The organism is Aphanothece hegewaldii CCALA 016 (assembly GCF_003007785.1).
In the GTDB taxonomy this organism is placed as follows: domain Bacteria; phylum Cyanobacteriota; class Cyanobacteriia; order Cyanobacteriales; family Microcystaceae; genus Chroococcus; species Chroococcus hegewaldii.
On sequence record NZ_PXOH01000010.1, the window covers coordinates 34,724 to 51,734 of the forward strand.

Consider the following 17,011-nt stretch of genomic DNA (forward strand, 5'->3'; position numbering starts at 1 on the left):
ATGTTTCAGAGGACACGTCGTCGTCTTGCTCTATGGTACACGACTGTAACGGCGATTTTGCTGCTATTGTTTGCCACAGGGGTTTATTTTTATGTCCGTAATACCCTCGTCGAGCGCATTGATGATACGCTAAAACACGTTGTGGAAGTGGTTAATCGATCGATTGTCTTACAAAGTATACCGAGATATCAGGTTAATTTAGAGGCGACTTTTGGCAGCAGTACCACACCAAAAGAGGATGATCATATTGATTTAGAATGGTTTAATCCTAATGGTCAATTGCTTTGGTCTACTTTTTCTGAACCGTTAAACATTCCCCTACATCCGAACCGTTATGGAGAGACGATTTATCTTTCTGATGATCATTTATTACGACAAGTTACCACGAGAGTTGAACGAGAACACACTCTTTTAGGTTATTTGCGTGTTAGTCATCCCTGGTTTGAAGTGACTAAACCCATTCGTCAACTAATTTTAGACTTGTTTTTGTGGATTAGTGCCATGATTATTGGTGTCGGTGCGAGTGGTTGGTTTTTATCTGGTATTGCGATGCAGCCCGTCAAGGATTCTTACTCTAGCTTAAAACAATTTACCGCCGACGCATCCCATGAGTTACGAAATCCTATTGCGATGATTCAAACTAATGTACAAATGGCCTTAGCATATCCCCAAAGTGAACCCCAACTACAACAACGACAACTGAAGATTATTGAAAGACTAACGCAAAGACTGGGAAATTTAGTCAATGATTTGTTATTTTTAGCCCGTTCCGATAGTGGAATTGTACAGCCCAATTTTCAGTCAGTTCCTTTAGATGCGTTACTCATCGAAGTGATGGAAGAACAACGCCAAATGGCAGAAAATCAGAATGTCAGCTTATGTTTACAGATTCGTAGTCCACTCTCAACGTCTACGAATCCAGATGAAGATTATACACTAGAAGGGGATTGGGATCAACTGGCTCGATTATTTACGAATTTAATTAGTAATGCGATCGAACACACCTCTTTAGAGAAAGACAAATTAGTAGAAGTCGAGTTACAACAAATTAAACGCGCACCCCTTCGCGGCTCTCTTCGAGATCGCCATTCATTACAGGTTAAAGTCAAAGATACTGGAATGGGAATTCCTGAAACTGATTTACCCCATATTTTTGACCGTTTCTATCGCGTTGATCCTTCTCGGACTCATAAAAAAGAAAATTCGGGAGGTTCAGGGTTAGGACTTGCGATCGTCAAAACTATTGTCGAAAGTCATCACGGACAAATCAGTGTCGAAAGTGTCTTAAATCAAGGAACGACTTTTACAATCATTTTACCGTTATCGTAAGGCGATCGCTCATACTATTTAATCTGAATGATGATTATTATTATCTTCACATTGACGTGTCCGTTCACTGTGACCTAAAGCTCTACCAGGATTGTTTTTCTCTTTTTTATCATCACGATTAACTTGATTTCTTCGAGGATTGTTGATAATTGTTTGATTAATGATTTGATAAACTTGATTGTTATTTCCAGAGACACTCACATTTTGATTTATCCTTTGAATGATTACGTTTTTGGCATCAGTTGGCCAAGCCATTAAGCTTAATAAAACTGTACTTACCAGACTAATTTGATTTATTTTTCCAAACATAATTTTTATTTAACCTCAAGAATTAAAAGCTGATTTAATAAACCATTACCCCCGGTTTGCTGCGTGATTTCTGTCTCTGAAGCATTTAACTCAATGATGATGGAAACATTGGCAGGGTAGTACTTTCCAGAAATGATAATTTTATTAATGCCGACTTTTAAATAAGGAGCAATATTAATTGGCGCGTTAGTCTTTGTTAGAGAACGAATGACTTTACCATTTAAAGTAATTTGTCCTTTAATAAAAGTAGAATTTGTTGTATTAATCCTAAGCCACCAAGGAGATTTTAAAGTAGCTGCATCGATTTCAAGAGTTATTGCTTGAATTTGCTGTTGAACCCGCTCCGTCTGGAATTGCCCCCAAGACTGCGGCACTGGATAAAATGCCAAACCAAGCAAGAAAGTTGAGACAGTCGCTAAAACCAGACGGTAAAGATTCATAATATTTACCTTTTTAATCAATTCACACTACTTTCGATAGCGTGCCGAAGGATCATAAACATCAATACCAACATTAGAGCGGATTTGGACAGTTGAGCCATTAATCCCAGTCGGGTTACCTTGTCCTCTTTGTTGATGACGTACCATTCGATGTTGTTCTACGGGTGTTGTCCCACCAATATTCCCCTGAACTCCTGTAGTCACGCTGGCATTTCCCCGACATCCAGGTTCACTTTCCATTACTACATCATTGGTACGTTTTGTAGGTTGCCGTGAACCACTAATGTTGTATTGCACAGAAACATCGGCTTGGAGACACTGAGCATTCACGGGATGAGATAACCAAGTTCCACTGACTAAAGTCAAGATGAGTAGACTAAAGGAAAAATTGCTCTTTTTCATAAAAAACCTTTCATTCAAAGCAAAAATGGCAAATTATATCTAGCGACAGTTATAAGAATTGATTGTTTGACTGCTGACATGGCTAAACTGATTAATCTGTCTACTAGACTGACGGACAAGGTTTTGTCTGAGACATTCTCGCCGAAGATAAGGAATTCGACGAAAAGGAACATTAGAGGGTGAGGAATTCACTTGTACTTTTTCTGTATTGATGTAAGTAGTACCGTTTTGTGTACGGTGAATATTTACATTTCTCGTTTGGATTTCCATTTCTCCCGCTTGAGCAAGAGTACCAATTAATAAAAATGATGGTACTCCAGTAAGCCAAATGAAATATTTCCAATTCATGGCTTAACCTCTATAATCTTAAGTAATAGATTAAAGTTGTTTCAATGAAGGACGGGTGATCAATTTGTTATATGATAAATGAGTCAACCCGCCTTTTTAGATCTTGATCGAATAGAGAGTTAACTGAATTTAGCGTCTATATCGAGTTCGCATTTCAATTTCTTGTCTGTTAACTTGACTACCGATGTTACGGCTTCCTTCTTGATAAGAGTCTTGGTAGAGATCTTGAACACTACCAGTACTATTAATGTTATTGTGGTGATATCTCTTTTGTGCAGAGGAACGGATGTTCTGTTCACTGCGTTGATAGCTGCGATTGTTATTACCTATTTGAGTACTCAATTGTTGAGTATTTTGCATATTTACTTCATCAGCTTTTACAGGAATTGCGAAAGTGCTGACAGTTGTTAGAGTTAATAGAGCAAAGATGATTTTTTTCATGATGGATTTCACTACTCTTGTAAAGGTTTTAATTTAATAGTCAATTGCTTGAAATAAAGACAATTAACAATTGAGCTATTAATTAAAAGTTACTCGATAAAATTTTTCATGTCAGTCCCAAATAAAATAGAAATTATTTTCTTAATATATAGAAAAAAATAGAATAAAGTAGAATAAAAGACTTTTATCATAAAAAATAGCTATGATTTTGTTCAAATAAAGCTAAGATAATTTATATAATTTTGTTTTTTTTGAAAAATATTGGTTGTGGTCTTATCTATAATTTAGCAATAAGCAAGTATCAAAAGAAGTATTTTAGGAGTAAACCCAGAGGATTTTCTCACTAATTTTCTTCGCGCCAACTTTGTAATTGCCAATAAACTAAAAGAAAAGCCATTCCTAATAACACCGTTGCTGCTGCTGCTGCATAACCAAATTCAAAATCGGCGAAAGCTTTCTCATAGATAAAATATACCAGTAAATTCGTCGAATTCAGTGGGCCACCGCCCGTAATGACGTATACTTGTTCAAAGCTTCTGAGGGTAAAAATAGCCGTTGTAATTGCTACAAAAATCATCGTTGATTGTAACCCTGGTAAGGTAATATGCCAGAATTTCGCCCATTCATTCGCCCCATCTAATTCGGCTGCTTCATACCGAGAAATGGGAATCGCTTGTAATCCCGCTAGAAATACAATGAGATTAATTCCTAATTGTTTCCAAATACTGAGTAAAATTAGAACAGGCATCGCCCAAACGGTACTACTTAGCCAAGGTATCGGATCAATCCCCAATAAAGATAGTAAATTATTAACAGGGCCATCGGTTTGAAATAGCCAACGAAACCCTAAACCAACTGCAACAATAGAAGTAATAGAAGGCAAGAAAAAAGCAGTCCGCAACAACCCGCGTAATGGTATGGTTTGATTTAACAGAACCGCTAACCCCAAAGGAATAAATATACTGGGAATCACCGTCGCTACTGTAAAATAAATCGTATTCCTGACAACTTGCCAAAAATCAGGATCACTAAACAGTCTAATATAGTTGCGAAGTCCTACCCAATGAATACCGCGTACTGTAAAACTACCACGTGTGAAACTGAGATAAATTAGATAAATAATTGGATAAAAAACGAAAATACTGAGTAAGATTAAAGCGGGGGCTAGGAAAATCCAAGCGACAATGTTATCCTGATCAAGCCAGTTGTGTTGTTTTTTCATCATGAATGATCTATGACTGCTGTTCCCGATTTTACCCCTAGTTTGATTTCTCCTCAGTTAAGTGAAGCAGAATTATTTTTAGAACAACCCCTCAAGTTAGGTGTTTTAGCGTCAGGAAGTGGTAGTAACTTTGAAGCTATCGCACAAGCTATCGAAAATAAAGAACTCAATGCAGTGATTCAAGTCCTAATCTACAATATACCTGATGCCAAAGTTAAAGAACGGGCCGATCGTTGGAATATTCCCACTGTATTTTTAAATCACCGAGACTATAAAAAACGAGAAGATTTAGACACGGCGATCGTTGATATATTAAAAGAATATCAGGTGGAATGGGTAATTATGGCGGGATGGATGCGAATTGTTACAGAAGTTTTAGTGAATGCGTTTCCCAATCATGTGATCAATATTCACCCCAGTATTCTACCTAGTTTTAAAGGGATTCATGCGATTGAGCAAGCACTACAAGCAAAAGTCAAGGTTACTGGATGTACAGTACATTTGGTGAGTGTTGAAGTCGATAGCGGACTAATTTTAATGCAAGCCGTTGTCCCTATTTTAAGCGATGATACCCCCGAAACCTTACACGCTAGAATACAAGTACAAGAACATCGTATTTTTCCACAAGCGATCGTATTAGCGGCTAAACTGATAATTTGAGACTACTTCAGATCAAACTTACTAATTAAATAATTTTTAGTATATTAACCTTGCCAGAGAATAAATTCTCTGTCTCACAGCATAAGTCGGTTAAAACCGACTCATCATTAAGAAGCTAGTCTATTTTAATAGACTTGAGCTTTGAGCCGTGAAATTTATTTCACGGTGGTCTATGGAACTAACATTATCACCAAATTAATTTTTTATCTTCTATTATTTCTCATATTTCTTGTAACTCAAGATAATAAAGCCTTTGCATGATGGATAAAATGATCTTCAATAAAAGTCGCAATCATAAAATAACTGTGATCATAACCCGCATGGAATCTGAGATTTAAAGATTGTCCCACCGACTGACACGCATCCGCAAACACTTCGGGTAAAAGTTGTTTTTGAATGTAATATGTATCATCCATTCCTTGATCAATTAAAATCGGGTAGGATAACTGCGTTTTTTTGACTAATTCCGTTGCGTCGTATTCTTGCCATAACGCGAAATCCGTTCCTAAATAAGCAGAAAACGCATTTTGTCCCCACTCATCCTGTATCGGGGCGCAAATCGGCGCAAAAGCAGACACAGAGCGATATTTTTCAGGGTTTTTCAAGGCACAAATTAACGCACCATGTCCCCCCATCGAATGACCAAAAATACTTTGACGAGTAGCATCAACTGAAAAATTAGCTTGAATCACATCGGGTAATTCTTGCGTCACATAACTATACATTTGATAATACTGTGACCAAGGTTCCACGATCGCATTTAGATAAAAACCCGCCCCACTTCCTAAATTATATACATCATCCTCACCAGGTATTCCCGTATTGCGAGGGCTAGTATCTGGAATAACTAATAAAATACCGTGTTGTGCCGCGTAACGTTGCGCCCCTGCTTTAATCGTAAAATTTTCATCAGTACAGGTTAAACCCGATAGATAATACAAAATGGGGACTTTCTGGGTTTTTGCTTGCGGAGGCACATACACCGCAAAATTCATATTTATATTGCAGCATTGAGAAAAATGACTACAATACATCACCATTCCCTCAAAACACCGTGACTGCGATCGAATTGTTAACTCATTCATATTTAGAACGTTACCACACTACGAATAGACTTACCTTGGTGCATCAACTCAAACGCATCATTAATTTTATCTAAGGGCATGACATGAGTAATCAAATCATCAATATTAATTTTGCCATCCATATACCAATCGACAATTTTTGGTACATCTGTTCGTCCTCTAGCCCCACCAAAAGCCGTACCTTTCCAGACTCTACCCGTGACTAACTGAAAAGGACGTGTTTTAATTTCTTGCCCTGCACCAGCAACCCCGATAATGGTACTAACACCCCATCCTTTGTGACAACATTCCAACGCTTGACGCATCAAGTCTACATTACCGACACACTCAAAACTATAATCCGCGCCACCTTTCGTTAAATCTACCAGATATTTAACTAAATCTCCCTCAACTTCCTTGGGGTTTACAAAATGCGTCATGCCAAATTTTTCGGCTAATTCTTTTCGATTTGGGTTAATATCAACACCAACAATCATATCAGCCCCAACCATTCGCGCCCCTTGCAGTACATTTAAACCAATTCCACCCAAGCCAAAAACGACCACTTTAGAACCCGGTTCGACTTTCGCTGTATTAATGACTGCACCTATTCCCGTTGTCACACCACATCCGATATAACAAACCTTATCAAAGGGCGCATCCTCTCTGATTTTCGCCACTGCAATTTCTGGTAAAACTGTATAGTTAGCAAAGGTAGACGTTCCCATATAATGATGTAGCATTTGCCCATCGAGTGAAAAACGACTCGTACCATCCGGCATAACTCCCCTACCTTGGGTGGCTCGAATTGCTTGACAAAGATTCGTTTTCATGCTAAGACAATATTCACACTGACGACATTCGGGAGTATAAAGAGGAATTACCCGATCGCCCTCTTTAAGACTCGTCACACCTGCACCCACTTCGACGACGACCCCCGCCCCTTCATGTCCTAAAATTGCGGGGAATAGCCCTTCTGGATCAGCCCCAGATAGAGTATAAGCATCAGTATGACAAATACCAGTCGCTTTAATTTCGATTAAGACTTCGCCAGATTTCGGGTTTTCGAGTTGCACTGTTTCGATACTCAAAGGTTTACCCGCTTCTAAAGCCACAGCCGCTTTAACATCCATAAATTTTGTTTAATATGAAGTGAGACAGAAACGCTTGTCATTACCCATCTTATCTTTAAAATGGATATCGTTTAATTAGGTAATACCATAACGATGCCTGATATTATTTGGTCAGATTATCTAAGATATCGAGCAAGACTAAGACAATTTGACCTTGCTAAAATTGAAGAAATTCTCAGATATTCAGGAGAAAGATATTATGACACGGTTAGCGATCGTATGATTGCAGTAGGAAAACACAACAATAGTTTAGTAATGATTCCTTATGAAGTTAACGAGCAATCCATTACACCTGTAACCATTCACACTACAACACGCCAACAAATACAATATCGTTTTAGAACTGGAAGATTTGTCAATGAATAAAACAAAAATGGTTTATTTTGAAAAAGAAGATATTCTTCATCTTACGATTACAGATGAAGCCGAAGCAGATAGCTTAGAGATTAGCCCAAATATTACGGCTGAACTAAATGAATTTGGAGAATTAATTGGAATAGAAATCATCCAGGCGAGTTCTTTTATTCGAGATACTATTTTAGAATCAGCCCAAATCAAACTCCTTAAACAAGGATAGGGCAGGCCCAAAGCCCACCCTACACAAATCTTAGAAGAAGTTGGGTCGATGATGAATTAGATTCAAAAATTCTTCACGGGTTTTTTGTTCTTCTTGAAATACCCCTAACATCGCGCTGGTAACTGTCCAAGAACCCGGTTTTTGTACTCCCCGCATTACCATACACATATGGGTGGCTTCCATGACAACCGCTACACCTTGGGGATCTAAAATATCTTGAACTGCTTCTGCTATTTGACGGGTGAGGCGTTCTTGTACTTGTAAGCGTCTAGAAAACATTTCGACAATACGCGCTAGTTTACTTAAACCGACAACCTTTTGATTAGGAATATAGGCAACATGGGCCCGTCCCATAAAAGGTAACATATGATGTTCACACAGACTGAAAAAGTCAATATCTCGGACTAAAACCATTTCATTATGACCTTCATCAAATATTGCACCATTGACGAGGGTTTCTAAAGATTGGTGATAGCCTTGAGTTAAAAATTGCATGGCTTCAGCGACTCGTTTTGGCGTTTTGAGGAGTCCTTCGCGTTCGGGATCTTCACCAACTGCTTTTAACATGGTGTGTACAGCATCCATCAGGTGTTCTTTACTGACTTCGGGGTTTTCCTGAATTTGCGGTACTTGTCCATTATGAGTGTTACGATCGGGGCGTGTCGTCACACGTTCGCTTAATTTATTCCCAGAATCACTGTTAGTACCATCAGGAGAAGAATTTGGGCGATTTAAACCGTTAGAAGCTATGGTCATAGTAAGAAAAATAAATTAAGGTGAATGAATTAAAATCGGTTTTACAGGGTTCCTGCACTAGAAGTCAGGGTTATTGTTTCAATAACTGCTTCTTCTGGTAAAAGAACTGCTTGTAAAATTACTTGGGCAACTGTTTCGGGAGTTAACATCATTAAGCGATCAAAATCAGCTTGTACAGTATCAGTATCCCAAATGGGTGTATTGACTGAACCTGGACAAACACTGATTACACGGATCTGATTTTCTCTTTCTTCTTGGGCTAGAACTTGTGAAAAAGAGACTAAACCCGCTTTACTGACACAATATGCCCCCCAACCAGCAAAAGCATTTTGCGCCGCGATCGAGGCTATATTAACAATAGTTCCTCTTTTTCGTTGACGCATTTTGGGCAATATACCCATCACACATTCAAAAATGCTAGTTAAATTCAGATTTAATACTGCTTGCCAATCCGATAAGGACGTGTCACTCAGCAAGTTAGTATAACCCATTCCAGCATTATTGACTATAATATTAATCGGGCCAAAATCATCATCGATCCTAGCGATATTTTCTTTAACTGTTGTCAGGTCAGCTAAATCGATCGCATAGGCTTTCGCTTCCACACCTAAATCTCTAGCTGATAAAGCTACTAATTCGAGTTTATCAATAGAACGGCTCACTAAAGCGAGATCAATTCCCGCCCTGGCAAAGGCTAAAGCAGTGGCTTTACCTATTCCGCTACTTGCCCCTGTAATAATGGCTCGCTGTTGATTTGATTTAACATCCATAATCAATTTTTAGTTTTAATAACTCAATAGAATTAAGGCCAGGTTAAGTGAGGCATTAACCCTATATAAATAGCACTGAGTGCCGATCTAGAGTAGCTAATATATTTAAAAAAGCTACTTTAAAAAGTGTGCCGTTGACGAAAAATAAAACATGAGTGAGCTTTTAGCAAGTACAGTAAGATTAAAAATTGTTACAAAAAGTTACATTATCGATTATAGCATGATAAGTTTGAGAATCGAATTATGCAACGATTGAAGGAATTTATAATTACTGAGCGAGCCATTTTCTATTCGTGATGGGTTTAGACTTCAAGAAAAATTTGAATGAATCAACCATTGAGAACAGATCAAAGCTGAATAAATGGGAGAAGATAGATAAATAAGAGCGAGTTGGAAAGGATGAAAAGCTTATGCGTGCAGTTTTGATGGCTGGGGGCTCAGGAACAAGATTACGTCCTTTAACCTGTGAACTGCCTAAACCGATGGTTCCTATTTTAAATCGTCCGATCGCAGAACATATCATAAACTTACTCAAACGCAACAATATCACGGAAATTATCACGACGCTACATTATTTACCCGATGTGATCCAAGATTATTTTCAAGATGGTAGTGATTTTGGGGTGAAGATGAAATACTCTGTAGAAGAAGATCAACCCCTTGGTACAGCAGGAAGTGTCAAAAATATTGCAGAATTATTGGATGATACTTTTTTGGTGATTAGTGGCGATAGTATTACCGATTTTGATCTAAATGCTGCGATCGAGTTCCACAAAAGCAAACAATCCAAAGCCACTATCATTTTAACACGTGTACAAAATCCCATCGATTTTGGGGTAGTGATTACCGATAAAGAACAAAGAATTCAAAGATTTCTCGAAAAACCCTCGACGAGCGAAGTCTTTTCCGATACCGTCAATATTGGGACCTATATTCTAGAACCCGAAGTTTTGCAATACATCAAGGAAAATGAAGAATCAGATTTTTCACAAGATTTATTTCCTTTACTTTTAGCCGAAAATGAGCCAATTTATGGCTATATCGCCGAGGGGTATTGGTGTGATGTTGGACATTTAGAAGTCTATCGAGAGGCGCAATACGATGCCCTACACGGTAAAGTTAAGTTAGATTTTGCCTACGAAGAAAAAAAACAAGGACTTTGGGTAGGCAGTAATACTTACATTGATGCAACGGCTAAGATTCAATCACCAACAATGATCGGACATAATTGCCGTATTGGTCCCAATGTGATTATAGAAGGAGAAACCATCATTGGCGATAACGTCACCATTGGAGGCGGAACCCAAATTAAGCGATCGATTATTTGGAATGGCGTTATGATTGGAGAAGAGGCCCAACTCACCGCCTGTACGATCGCCAGAGGAACACGCATCGAACGACGCGCCCAAGTTGCTGAAGCTGCCGTTATTGGACAACTTTCAACCGTCGGGGAAGAAGCGCAAATTAATAACGGAGTCAGGGTATGGCCGAGTAAACGCATCGAGTCTGGAGCAATCTTAAATATTAACCTGATTTGGGGTAGTACCGCTCAACGTAATTTATTTGGACAACGTGGCGTTTCAGGTTTAGCTAATATTGATATTACGCCAGAATTTGCCGTTAAACTGGGTGCAGCTTATGGTTCAACCCTGAAACCAGGTTCAATGGTCATGGTATCACGAGATCAGCGCAGTGTCTCCCGTATGGTCAGCCGTTCTATTATTGGGGGGTTGATGTCGGTGGGTGTGCATATCCAAAACCTGCAAGCGACGGCTATTCCCATTGCACGTACCATGACTTCTCGTTTGGGTGTGGTCGGTGGCATCCATGTTAGAATTCATCCAGACCGGCCAGATTTTTTATTAATCGAATTTTTTGACTCTAAAGGTATTAATCTTTCTAAGGCTAAAGAAAAGAAAATTGAAGGAGCCTATTTTAAAGAAGATTTACGACGAGTTGGCATTCAGGATATCGGTATTATTTCCTATCCTGCCAATATTCTTGATACCTATCGTAATACTTTTGAAGCCAAGTTGAATGTCGAAGCGGTTCGCAATAGTAGTTCAAAAATCGTCATTGACTATGTTTATGGCGTGTCGGGTGCAATTTTACCAGACTTCTTGACAAAATTCGGTTGTGATGCTGTGGTCTTAAATGCCAGTTTACGTCAAGCAGCTTTATCGACTCAGGAACGGGAAACCCTTCTCTATCAACTTGGACAAGTGGTAGAAGCTCTCAAAGGCAATTTAGGCGTACAGGTTTCAGCTAATGGTGAACAATTTATTTTAGTCGATGAGGGGGGCATTCCGATCCGAGGCGAACAATTAACCGCTTTGATGGTGAATACCATTCTAACCGCTAATCCCAGAGGTACGATCGTTGTTCCTGTCCATGCGTCGAGTGCAGTAGAACAGATTGTTCGTCGCCACGATGGTAAAATTAAACGGACTAAAGCCAATCCTACCGCATTGATGGAGGCTTCTCAATCTATCCCGAATGTGGTTTTAGGGGGAAGTGGTGATATGGGTTTTATTTTTCCCTATCTCCATCCTGGGTTTGATGCGATGTTTAGTATTGCGAAACTCTTGGAAATGCTCACCATTCAAGAGCGATCGCTGGCTCAAATTCGCGCAGTTTTACCGAAAATATGCCATAAATCGACGACTGTTCGGTGTCCTTGGAAAATTAAAGGGGCTTTGATGCGTAATTTCATCGAAACTCATTCGACAGAAGATTTAGAGTTAATTGATGGAGTAAAAATTATTAGTCATCATAATGATAATTGGGTGTTAATTTTACCCGATGCGGGGGAACCCTTAGTACATCTCTATGCGAATAGTGAAGACCGAGAATGGGTTGAACAATCTCTTAAATCTTATCGTCAACAGGTTCAGCAATTTATCGAGCAAGAACAAGGGACGATTATCAGTGTTTAGATTCTCCCTGTTCTCGTACACTTGTTCTATCATAGAAAGAGTAGATTTTTTATACCCTATAAACTTAGGAGACGGGTCACTTATGAATAGTTTTGTACTAATGGCGAAAATTATTCGGAGTCCAGAATTACGTTACACTCAAGATAAACAAACACCGATCGCACAGATGTTAGTCGAGTTTGAAGGACAAAAACCCGAAGAACCTTCCTCTACATTGAAAGTCGTGGGTTGGGGCAATTTAGCTACGGAAATTACCGAAAAATATACAGAAGGCGATCGTGTTATTATTGAAGGCCGTCTCTCGATGAATGTACTTGATCGTCCTGAAGGATACAAAGAAAAACGCGCCGAGTTAGTCGTTTCTCATATTTATCATTTAGATCATCTGGGATATGAAAGCAGCTATACTCCAACCAGCACCGCTACAGCCTCACCAAAAACCGAAAAAGTGGTCCCCATGAATGCTTATAAAAACAAAACCACTGAACCCGCTAAAGAAAAAGACTTTGATGAGCCAATTTATGAAACTAACTTTTCAGCCTCGCAACCCGTAGCCGCAAATGTAGAACAAGATTTAGATGATATTCCATTTTAGGCTGTTGTTCATTCAAAAAATTTAATCTATTACTGAGAAAAATAAAATTGATCTTGAATGGGTTTGGCGACCAAACCCCTACAATTAATCAATATTATCTAGTTCTAATTTGATAAATTCAACCATTGGTTCTGTTGTAACGTTATAAACTCTAGCAATCAAATATTTTTCTGCATTTTCCATTAAAGTATATTCATTTTTTGATATATAAAAAGGTATTTTACTTTCATTATTTTTGCTGTAAGGTGTTGCTTTACTATCCATGTATAGCTCTTTTTCATCTTCCACAATTTTAAAATCGTGGTCTGCATTTGTATTTCCATTAATATTACGCCAAATAACTTCTACAAAACTACCTATCTTGAAACCCGTATTTGTTTCTTCTATAGAAGAAGTATATTTTTTGCTGTAAATTCGTTTTAATTCATCAAAAACAAATTCTTCTCCTTTTCTTCCTAATTCTTCATCAGATAGGTTATAAACTCTGCCAAGACTGCTTGTATTCATTTCAGATTCTTTAGTATTTAAACAATCTTCAGGAATAAGATTAACATCATAACCTTTTTCCTTCAAATACTCTATTCCATCAGTAAATTTTTCTAAAAGCAGTACAAGCAAAAGTCTTTCAGCGTATCGAATACCTAAAAATTTTACTAAAGGATCAACTAAACCATCCAACACTCTTGAACTGTACCAGTTACCAACATAATAAAAATCATTTTCTTTTACCCAAGAACTTCGCTTTTGTTTATCAGATTCATTTCCATATGATAAATAAATTTCAGTAGTTTTAAAGAAGTGAACATTTGTAAGTTTTTTATAAATTCGTTTATGTTCTGTTCTCCATTCTTTAGGCTTTTTAGATTTTTCAATGGATATAACAGCAATTAATGGCGAAATATCTATAAGTTTACTCTTTAGATCTTCCATTTCTTTTATACTATTAGGAATCAAAGGAGTTACTGTATCAATAATTGTAACTCCAAACAAACGCAATAATTCAATAATTTCGGAACTTTGTTCTTCGATATATGCTAAATTGGGAGCATTAAAACCTTCAACTGTAACAATGGATAAGTCTTTAGGATAGAAAAAAGTCTTACCATCTTTGGACAAAAGCTTGTTTTGACTTCCCCATATTCTAATTGTTTCTTGGTCAAAACTATGCAAATCCATTAAAGCTAGTTTTTGATAAATTAATCCTACTCTTTTTTTATTTTCTTTTTGCTCTTCATCGCTTAAAAGTGTATCATCAACTATATTTTTGAGAATGGTAAGGTAATCATTAAGCTTTAAATTTTCGGTAAATTTAAAAAAGCTACACAATTCAGAAGAAAGTATAAAATCACAATCAAAAACAGGTAAATACTTTCCCGCTATTTCTTTAATTTCAGAAGTATTTAGATAGACAAATCTAGGTTGACAGCATCTACCTTGTGTTGTTGGGATACAATCTTTATTATGTACAAACCATTGAAAATATGTTTCGTTTATTGTCTCTGTAAAGTAGTTATATCTTTTGCCTAATCCATAAGATAAAGTTGGTAAGACAAGTAAATAATTTAACTCTAGTTCTTGTGTAGAAATAACGCTATTCCAAAAAATTTTAGCAAATGTATGATTATTTAAGGTATTTTCTAGAAAACTCAAGTTTCTAAAAAATGAAATTTGGTTATGAGAATCAAAACCATAACGATTATATCGTTTAATAAATGTTTGAGAAAGATAACCTTTATTTACATCAAAATATTCATTTCCAAAACTAGAACTTAAAGATAAAATAGAAGGATTATTTAATTCATAACTTTCAATGTTCTGTTTTACATTCATTTTTATAAAAAAGGCTTTCCATTCTATTTTATCATTTTGACTTTCAACATAATCTTCAGAAACATAGATATCATCATTATAGATTTGCTCTAATTTTAATTCAGGTTCGTAGAAATTAGATAGATAACATTTCTCACAACTTAATAAAGTACCTTGTTTAGTTATAAGTTGTACCTTTCTTAATTCTTCAAATTGCGAGCTTGTAATAAGATTATGTTTATAAATATTAAAAATAAAGCGTATTGTTTCTATAGCATTTGAATGATTGATAAAATTTTCTGGCTGTTGAATTATTAGATCAATAAAAGCTGTATCTGTTGGCTCTTTTACTCCTAGTTGTAAAAGCCAATTATAAATAGCTTGATTATTTTTGATTTGAGATAAAATAGAGTTATGAATTACTTCCTCATTTGTAACTTTAGAATGTTGACCAAAAAGTAAATTAATTGGTTTACATAAGTGGCAGTTTTCATTAAATATAAAATTTATATGTTTAATTTTATATTTCCATTCTTCTGCATTACCTGAATGATTAGCTTGGTCAAATAAAAATTTTATTAAGTTAAAGTTTTCATGAACTTGATGCTGTATGATAAAAATATCAGAAGTAATAAAACCTTCTAAATCATCAAGATCAAAAACTATAACACCTATTTTATTTAATGTACTTATTAATTCTAAATCTGGTAAAAAAGACTGAATAGTAAAGTTTTTAGCTAACTTATGATTGAGATAATTGATAAGTGTTGTTTTGTTAATAACTTCAGACATACTCACTTTATCAAAAATAGCTTCACTTACTTTTAGCAAATCACCACTTAAATTTGGAAGGAAAGCAATAGTTTCAAGAGCTTTTTGATAGCCTCGATTATAACTTTGTTCTAAAGTACCATAGCTATTTAGCCTATTAGGTAATATTCTTAAGATTTGCTGACTATATTCACTTGTTTTATTGGCAAGTTCAGCAACCCATGCAAAAAACTTTAAAGGAATTTGCTCAAAAATCCAGTTATTCCAAAAAACATCTTGATGTAAATGTTGTCTTCCCGCATCAGTTAAAAAACTTGCATTAACTAAAAATGGAAAATTATAGTTAATAGAAGTTGGCAAATAAGTAAATATTAAACTATTTTCTTTATTAACTGCGTTTAATTTATTTTCCTTTAATTGAATTGCAAACGAAATTTCAGTACTCAAAGCTTCTTTTAGCCTTTTTGGTGATTTTTCATCAGCATTTATTTCTTTTTGGACTTTTTCTGGAATATTAAACTGTTCTGTTTTAATGAGCCATTCGCTTTGTAAGTTACCGTTTCTCTTTAATACAGTAGTTTTTTCAGTTTTGATTTTTTCAATCGTCAGTTTTTCGTTACTATTTACTGTAATTTTAACTTCTTGACTCCGCAAGAAAAGTACAATTTGTGTATTAGATAGTAAATTAGATAAATCTTGTTTTATTTCTTCAATTTGATCGTATTGAATAACTGTTGAGACGTTAAATTGCTGAAAAGCAGAAAGCTGTTTTAATTCTAGTGGTAATTCTGTCCAAATTGGAATCATTTGCCAAGGCATTTTTAGCTGATCATCTTTTTTCTTAGTTCGTCTTTCATGTAGCCAAATCTTTTGATTTACCCAATTGCTATTCCAATGGTTTTTCCAAAAATTTTTATCATATCGAAAACAAAAATTATTACTTTTAATAATTACATAGTTAGAATGAGAGAAAACTGACTTAAAGCCAATTCCTTTAAAACCTGTTTTTGTTCCGTCACCCGCACTTGAAATGCTCTCAATATCAATTTTTGAAAAAGGCTCTCCTTTATGAGAAATAATGACATAATTACCGACAAAATCTATTTGAACATCAAGCTTATTATGTTGATTGCTTGCATCATCGGCATTTTGAAGAAGTTCATAGATAAAACGCTGACTATCAGTATATATATCTTTTGAAATTGTATTACAAAGATTTGCAGTAGCAATAGCCTGATCTGGATTATTATAATCTGAATTTTTGTCGAATAGTTTTTTAATAAATTGTTTTTCTTCCATGACAAACAACTTTGTTAGTTAAATTTAACTTTTACACTGAACCCTACCTATCTCCTCTTTGCGTTGTCGGTTTTAAAGAAGTGTAGTTATAGGTTATCTAATCCTAGTGTTCCCAATTACTCATCATTTCTAACATTTAGTTTTAATTGA

Annotated in this window: 17 protein-coding genes; 6 read left to right on the top strand and 11 right to left on the bottom strand. The window is 36.2% G+C overall.

From position 1 onward, the window contains the following. Nucleotides 1-1,329, top strand: a complete 1,329-nt coding sequence (locus C7H19_RS10935) for a sensor histidine kinase (RefSeq protein ID WP_106456918.1) — start codon at nucleotides 1-3, stop codon at nucleotides 1,327-1,329. 18 nt (nucleotides 1,330-1,347) lie between these two features. Here C7H19_RS10935 and C7H19_RS10940 read toward each other — a convergent pair whose 3' ends face one another. From C7H19_RS10940 to C7H19_RS10965, 6 genes are all read right to left on the bottom strand, one after another. Then, complete coding sequence (locus C7H19_RS10940; RefSeq protein ID WP_106456919.1) at nucleotides 1,348-1,638, bottom strand: hypothetical protein; 291 nt, start codon at nucleotides 1,636-1,638, stop codon at nucleotides 1,348-1,350. A 5-nt stretch (nucleotides 1,639-1,643) separates the two neighbouring features. Then, nucleotides 1,644-2,099 carry a hypothetical protein gene (locus C7H19_RS10945; protein WP_219907631.1) on the bottom strand — a complete coding sequence of 152 codons (456 nt, stop codon included), beginning with the start codon at nucleotides 2,097-2,099 and terminating at the stop codon, nucleotides 1,644-1,646. Nucleotides 2,100-2,105: 6 nt separating this feature from the next. Then, nucleotides 2,106-2,480: a hypothetical protein gene (locus tag C7H19_RS10950; RefSeq protein ID WP_106456921.1), complete on the bottom strand. Its 375-nt coding sequence runs from the start codon at nucleotides 2,478-2,480 to the stop codon at nucleotides 2,106-2,108. A 39-nt stretch (nucleotides 2,481-2,519) separates the two neighbouring features. Beyond that, a complete protein-coding gene (locus tag C7H19_RS10955; protein WP_106456922.1) occupies nucleotides 2,520-2,828 on the bottom strand; it encodes a hypothetical protein in 309 nt (102 codons plus the stop codon). Between the two features lie 129 nt (nucleotides 2,829-2,957). Beyond that, nucleotides 2,958-3,269, bottom strand: coding sequence for a hypothetical protein (locus tag C7H19_RS10960; protein WP_106456923.1), 312 nt, complete (start codon nucleotides 3,267-3,269; stop codon nucleotides 2,958-2,960). A gap of 343 nt (nucleotides 3,270-3,612) precedes the next feature. Beyond that, entirely contained in the window at nucleotides 3,613-4,494 is an 882-nt protein-coding gene (locus C7H19_RS10965; RefSeq protein ID WP_342752277.1) for a carbohydrate ABC transporter permease, read from the bottom strand. Nucleotides 4,495-4,503: 9 nt separating this feature from the next. On the opposite strand from C7H19_RS10965, the gene purN reads away from it, so the two are divergent. Continuing rightward, nucleotides 4,504-5,151, top strand: a complete 648-nt coding sequence (gene purN, locus C7H19_RS10970; RefSeq protein WP_106456925.1) for a phosphoribosylglycinamide formyltransferase — start codon at nucleotides 4,504-4,506, stop codon at nucleotides 5,149-5,151. 236 nt (nucleotides 5,152-5,387) lie between these two features. Here the strand turns inward: purN and fghA are convergent, their stop codons facing one another. Beyond that, nucleotides 5,388-6,236, bottom strand: coding sequence for an S-formylglutathione hydrolase (gene fghA / locus C7H19_RS10975; RefSeq protein ID WP_106456926.1), 849 nt, complete (start codon nucleotides 6,234-6,236; stop codon nucleotides 5,388-5,390). 2 nt (nucleotides 6,237-6,238) lie between these two features. Continuing rightward, the gene (locus C7H19_RS10980; protein ID WP_106456927.1) at nucleotides 6,239-7,348 is read right to left on the bottom strand and encodes an S-(hydroxymethyl)glutathione dehydrogenase/class III alcohol dehydrogenase; all 1,110 of its coding nucleotides are present in this window, start codon (nucleotides 7,346-7,348) and stop codon (nucleotides 6,239-6,241) included. 93 nt (nucleotides 7,349-7,441) lie between these two features. Here C7H19_RS10980 and C7H19_RS10985 point away from each other — a divergent pair, with 93 nt between their 5' ends. Together C7H19_RS10985 and C7H19_RS10990 are read left to right on the top strand one after the other, a co-directional pair. Beyond that, nucleotides 7,442-7,714: a hypothetical protein gene (locus tag C7H19_RS10985; RefSeq protein ID WP_106456928.1), complete on the top strand. Its 273-nt coding sequence runs from the start codon at nucleotides 7,442-7,444 to the stop codon at nucleotides 7,712-7,714. Then, entirely contained in the window at nucleotides 7,707-7,925 is a 219-nt protein-coding gene (locus C7H19_RS10990) for a DUF2283 domain-containing protein (protein ID WP_106456929.1), read from the top strand. Before C7H19_RS10985 ends, C7H19_RS10990 begins: the two co-directional genes overlap by 8 nt. Nucleotides 7,926-7,955: 30 nt before the next feature. On the opposite strand, the gene folE is transcribed toward C7H19_RS10990, so the two are convergent. Both folE and C7H19_RS11000 read right to left on the bottom strand, forming a co-directional pair. Continuing rightward, nucleotides 7,956-8,681: a GTP cyclohydrolase I FolE gene (gene folE / locus C7H19_RS10995; RefSeq protein ID WP_106456930.1), complete on the bottom strand. Its 726-nt coding sequence runs from the start codon at nucleotides 8,679-8,681 to the stop codon at nucleotides 7,956-7,958. Nucleotides 8,682-8,722: 41 nt separating this feature from the next. Continuing rightward, entirely contained in the window at nucleotides 8,723-9,451 is a 729-nt protein-coding gene (locus C7H19_RS11000; protein ID WP_106456931.1) for an SDR family oxidoreductase, read from the bottom strand. A 410-nt stretch (nucleotides 9,452-9,861) separates the two neighbouring features. Here C7H19_RS11000 and C7H19_RS11005 point away from each other — a divergent pair, with 410 nt between their 5' ends. Both C7H19_RS11005 and C7H19_RS11010 read left to right on the top strand, forming a co-directional pair. Further along, a complete protein-coding gene (locus tag C7H19_RS11005; protein ID WP_106456932.1) occupies nucleotides 9,862-12,387 on the top strand; it encodes a mannose-1-phosphate guanyltransferase in 2,526 nt (841 codons plus the stop codon). A gap of 82 nt (nucleotides 12,388-12,469) precedes the next feature. Then, the gene (locus C7H19_RS11010) at nucleotides 12,470-12,982 is read left to right on the top strand and encodes a single-stranded DNA-binding protein (RefSeq protein WP_106456933.1); all 513 of its coding nucleotides are present in this window, start codon (nucleotides 12,470-12,472) and stop codon (nucleotides 12,980-12,982) included. Between the two features lie 84 nt (nucleotides 12,983-13,066). Here the strand turns inward: C7H19_RS11010 and C7H19_RS11015 are convergent, their stop codons facing one another. Continuing rightward, nucleotides 13,067-16,861, bottom strand: a complete 3,795-nt coding sequence (locus C7H19_RS11015; protein ID WP_106456934.1) for a sacsin N-terminal ATP-binding-like domain-containing protein — start codon at nucleotides 16,859-16,861, stop codon at nucleotides 13,067-13,069. Nucleotides 16,862-17,011: the final 150 nt, after the last annotated feature.

What these genes read in the sequence shown, in the direction of transcription:
- fghA (WP_106456926.1), bottom strand. Translation starts at nt 6,236, where the DNA reads ATGAATGAGTTAACAATTCGATCGCAGTCACGGTGTTTTGAGGGAATG.
- C7H19_RS10965 (WP_342752277.1), bottom strand. Translation starts at nt 4,494, where the DNA reads ATGATGAAAAAACAACACAACTGGCTTGATCAGGATAACATTGTCGCT.
- C7H19_RS11000 (WP_106456931.1), bottom strand. Translation starts at nt 9,451, where the DNA reads ATGGATGTTAAATCAAATCAACAGCGAGCCATTATTACAGGGGCAAGT.
- C7H19_RS10990 (WP_106456929.1), top strand. Translation starts at nt 7,707, where the DNA reads ATGAATAAAACAAAAATGGTTTATTTTGAAAAAGAAGATATTCTTCAT.
- C7H19_RS10935 (WP_106456918.1), top strand. Translation starts at nt 1, where the DNA reads ATGTTTCAGAGGACACGTCGTCGTCTTGCTCTATGGTACACGACTGTA.
- C7H19_RS10940 (WP_106456919.1), bottom strand. Translation starts at nt 1,638, where the DNA reads ATGTTTGGAAAAATAAATCAAATTAGTCTGGTAAGTACAGTTTTATTA.
- C7H19_RS10985 (WP_106456928.1), top strand. Translation starts at nt 7,442, where the DNA reads ATGCCTGATATTATTTGGTCAGATTATCTAAGATATCGAGCAAGACTA.
- C7H19_RS10950 (WP_106456921.1), bottom strand. Translation starts at nt 2,480, where the DNA reads ATGAAAAAGAGCAATTTTTCCTTTAGTCTACTCATCTTGACTTTAGTC.
- C7H19_RS11015 (WP_106456934.1), bottom strand. Translation starts at nt 16,861, where the DNA reads ATGGAAGAAAAACAATTTATTAAAAAACTATTCGACAAAAATTCAGAT.
- C7H19_RS10960 (WP_106456923.1), bottom strand. Translation starts at nt 3,269, where the DNA reads ATGAAAAAAATCATCTTTGCTCTATTAACTCTAACAACTGTCAGCACT.
- C7H19_RS11010 (WP_106456933.1), top strand. Translation starts at nt 12,470, where the DNA reads ATGAATAGTTTTGTACTAATGGCGAAAATTATTCGGAGTCCAGAATTA.
- C7H19_RS10955 (WP_106456922.1), bottom strand. Translation starts at nt 2,828, where the DNA reads ATGAATTGGAAATATTTCATTTGGCTTACTGGAGTACCATCATTTTTA.
- C7H19_RS11005 (WP_106456932.1), top strand. Translation starts at nt 9,862, where the DNA reads ATGCGTGCAGTTTTGATGGCTGGGGGCTCAGGAACAAGATTACGTCCT.
- C7H19_RS10980 (WP_106456927.1), bottom strand. Translation starts at nt 7,348, where the DNA reads ATGGATGTTAAAGCGGCTGTGGCTTTAGAAGCGGGTAAACCTTTGAGT.
- purN (WP_106456925.1), top strand. Translation starts at nt 4,504, where the DNA reads ATGACTGCTGTTCCCGATTTTACCCCTAGTTTGATTTCTCCTCAGTTA.
- folE (WP_106456930.1), bottom strand. Translation starts at nt 8,681, where the DNA reads ATGACCATAGCTTCTAACGGTTTAAATCGCCCAAATTCTTCTCCTGAT.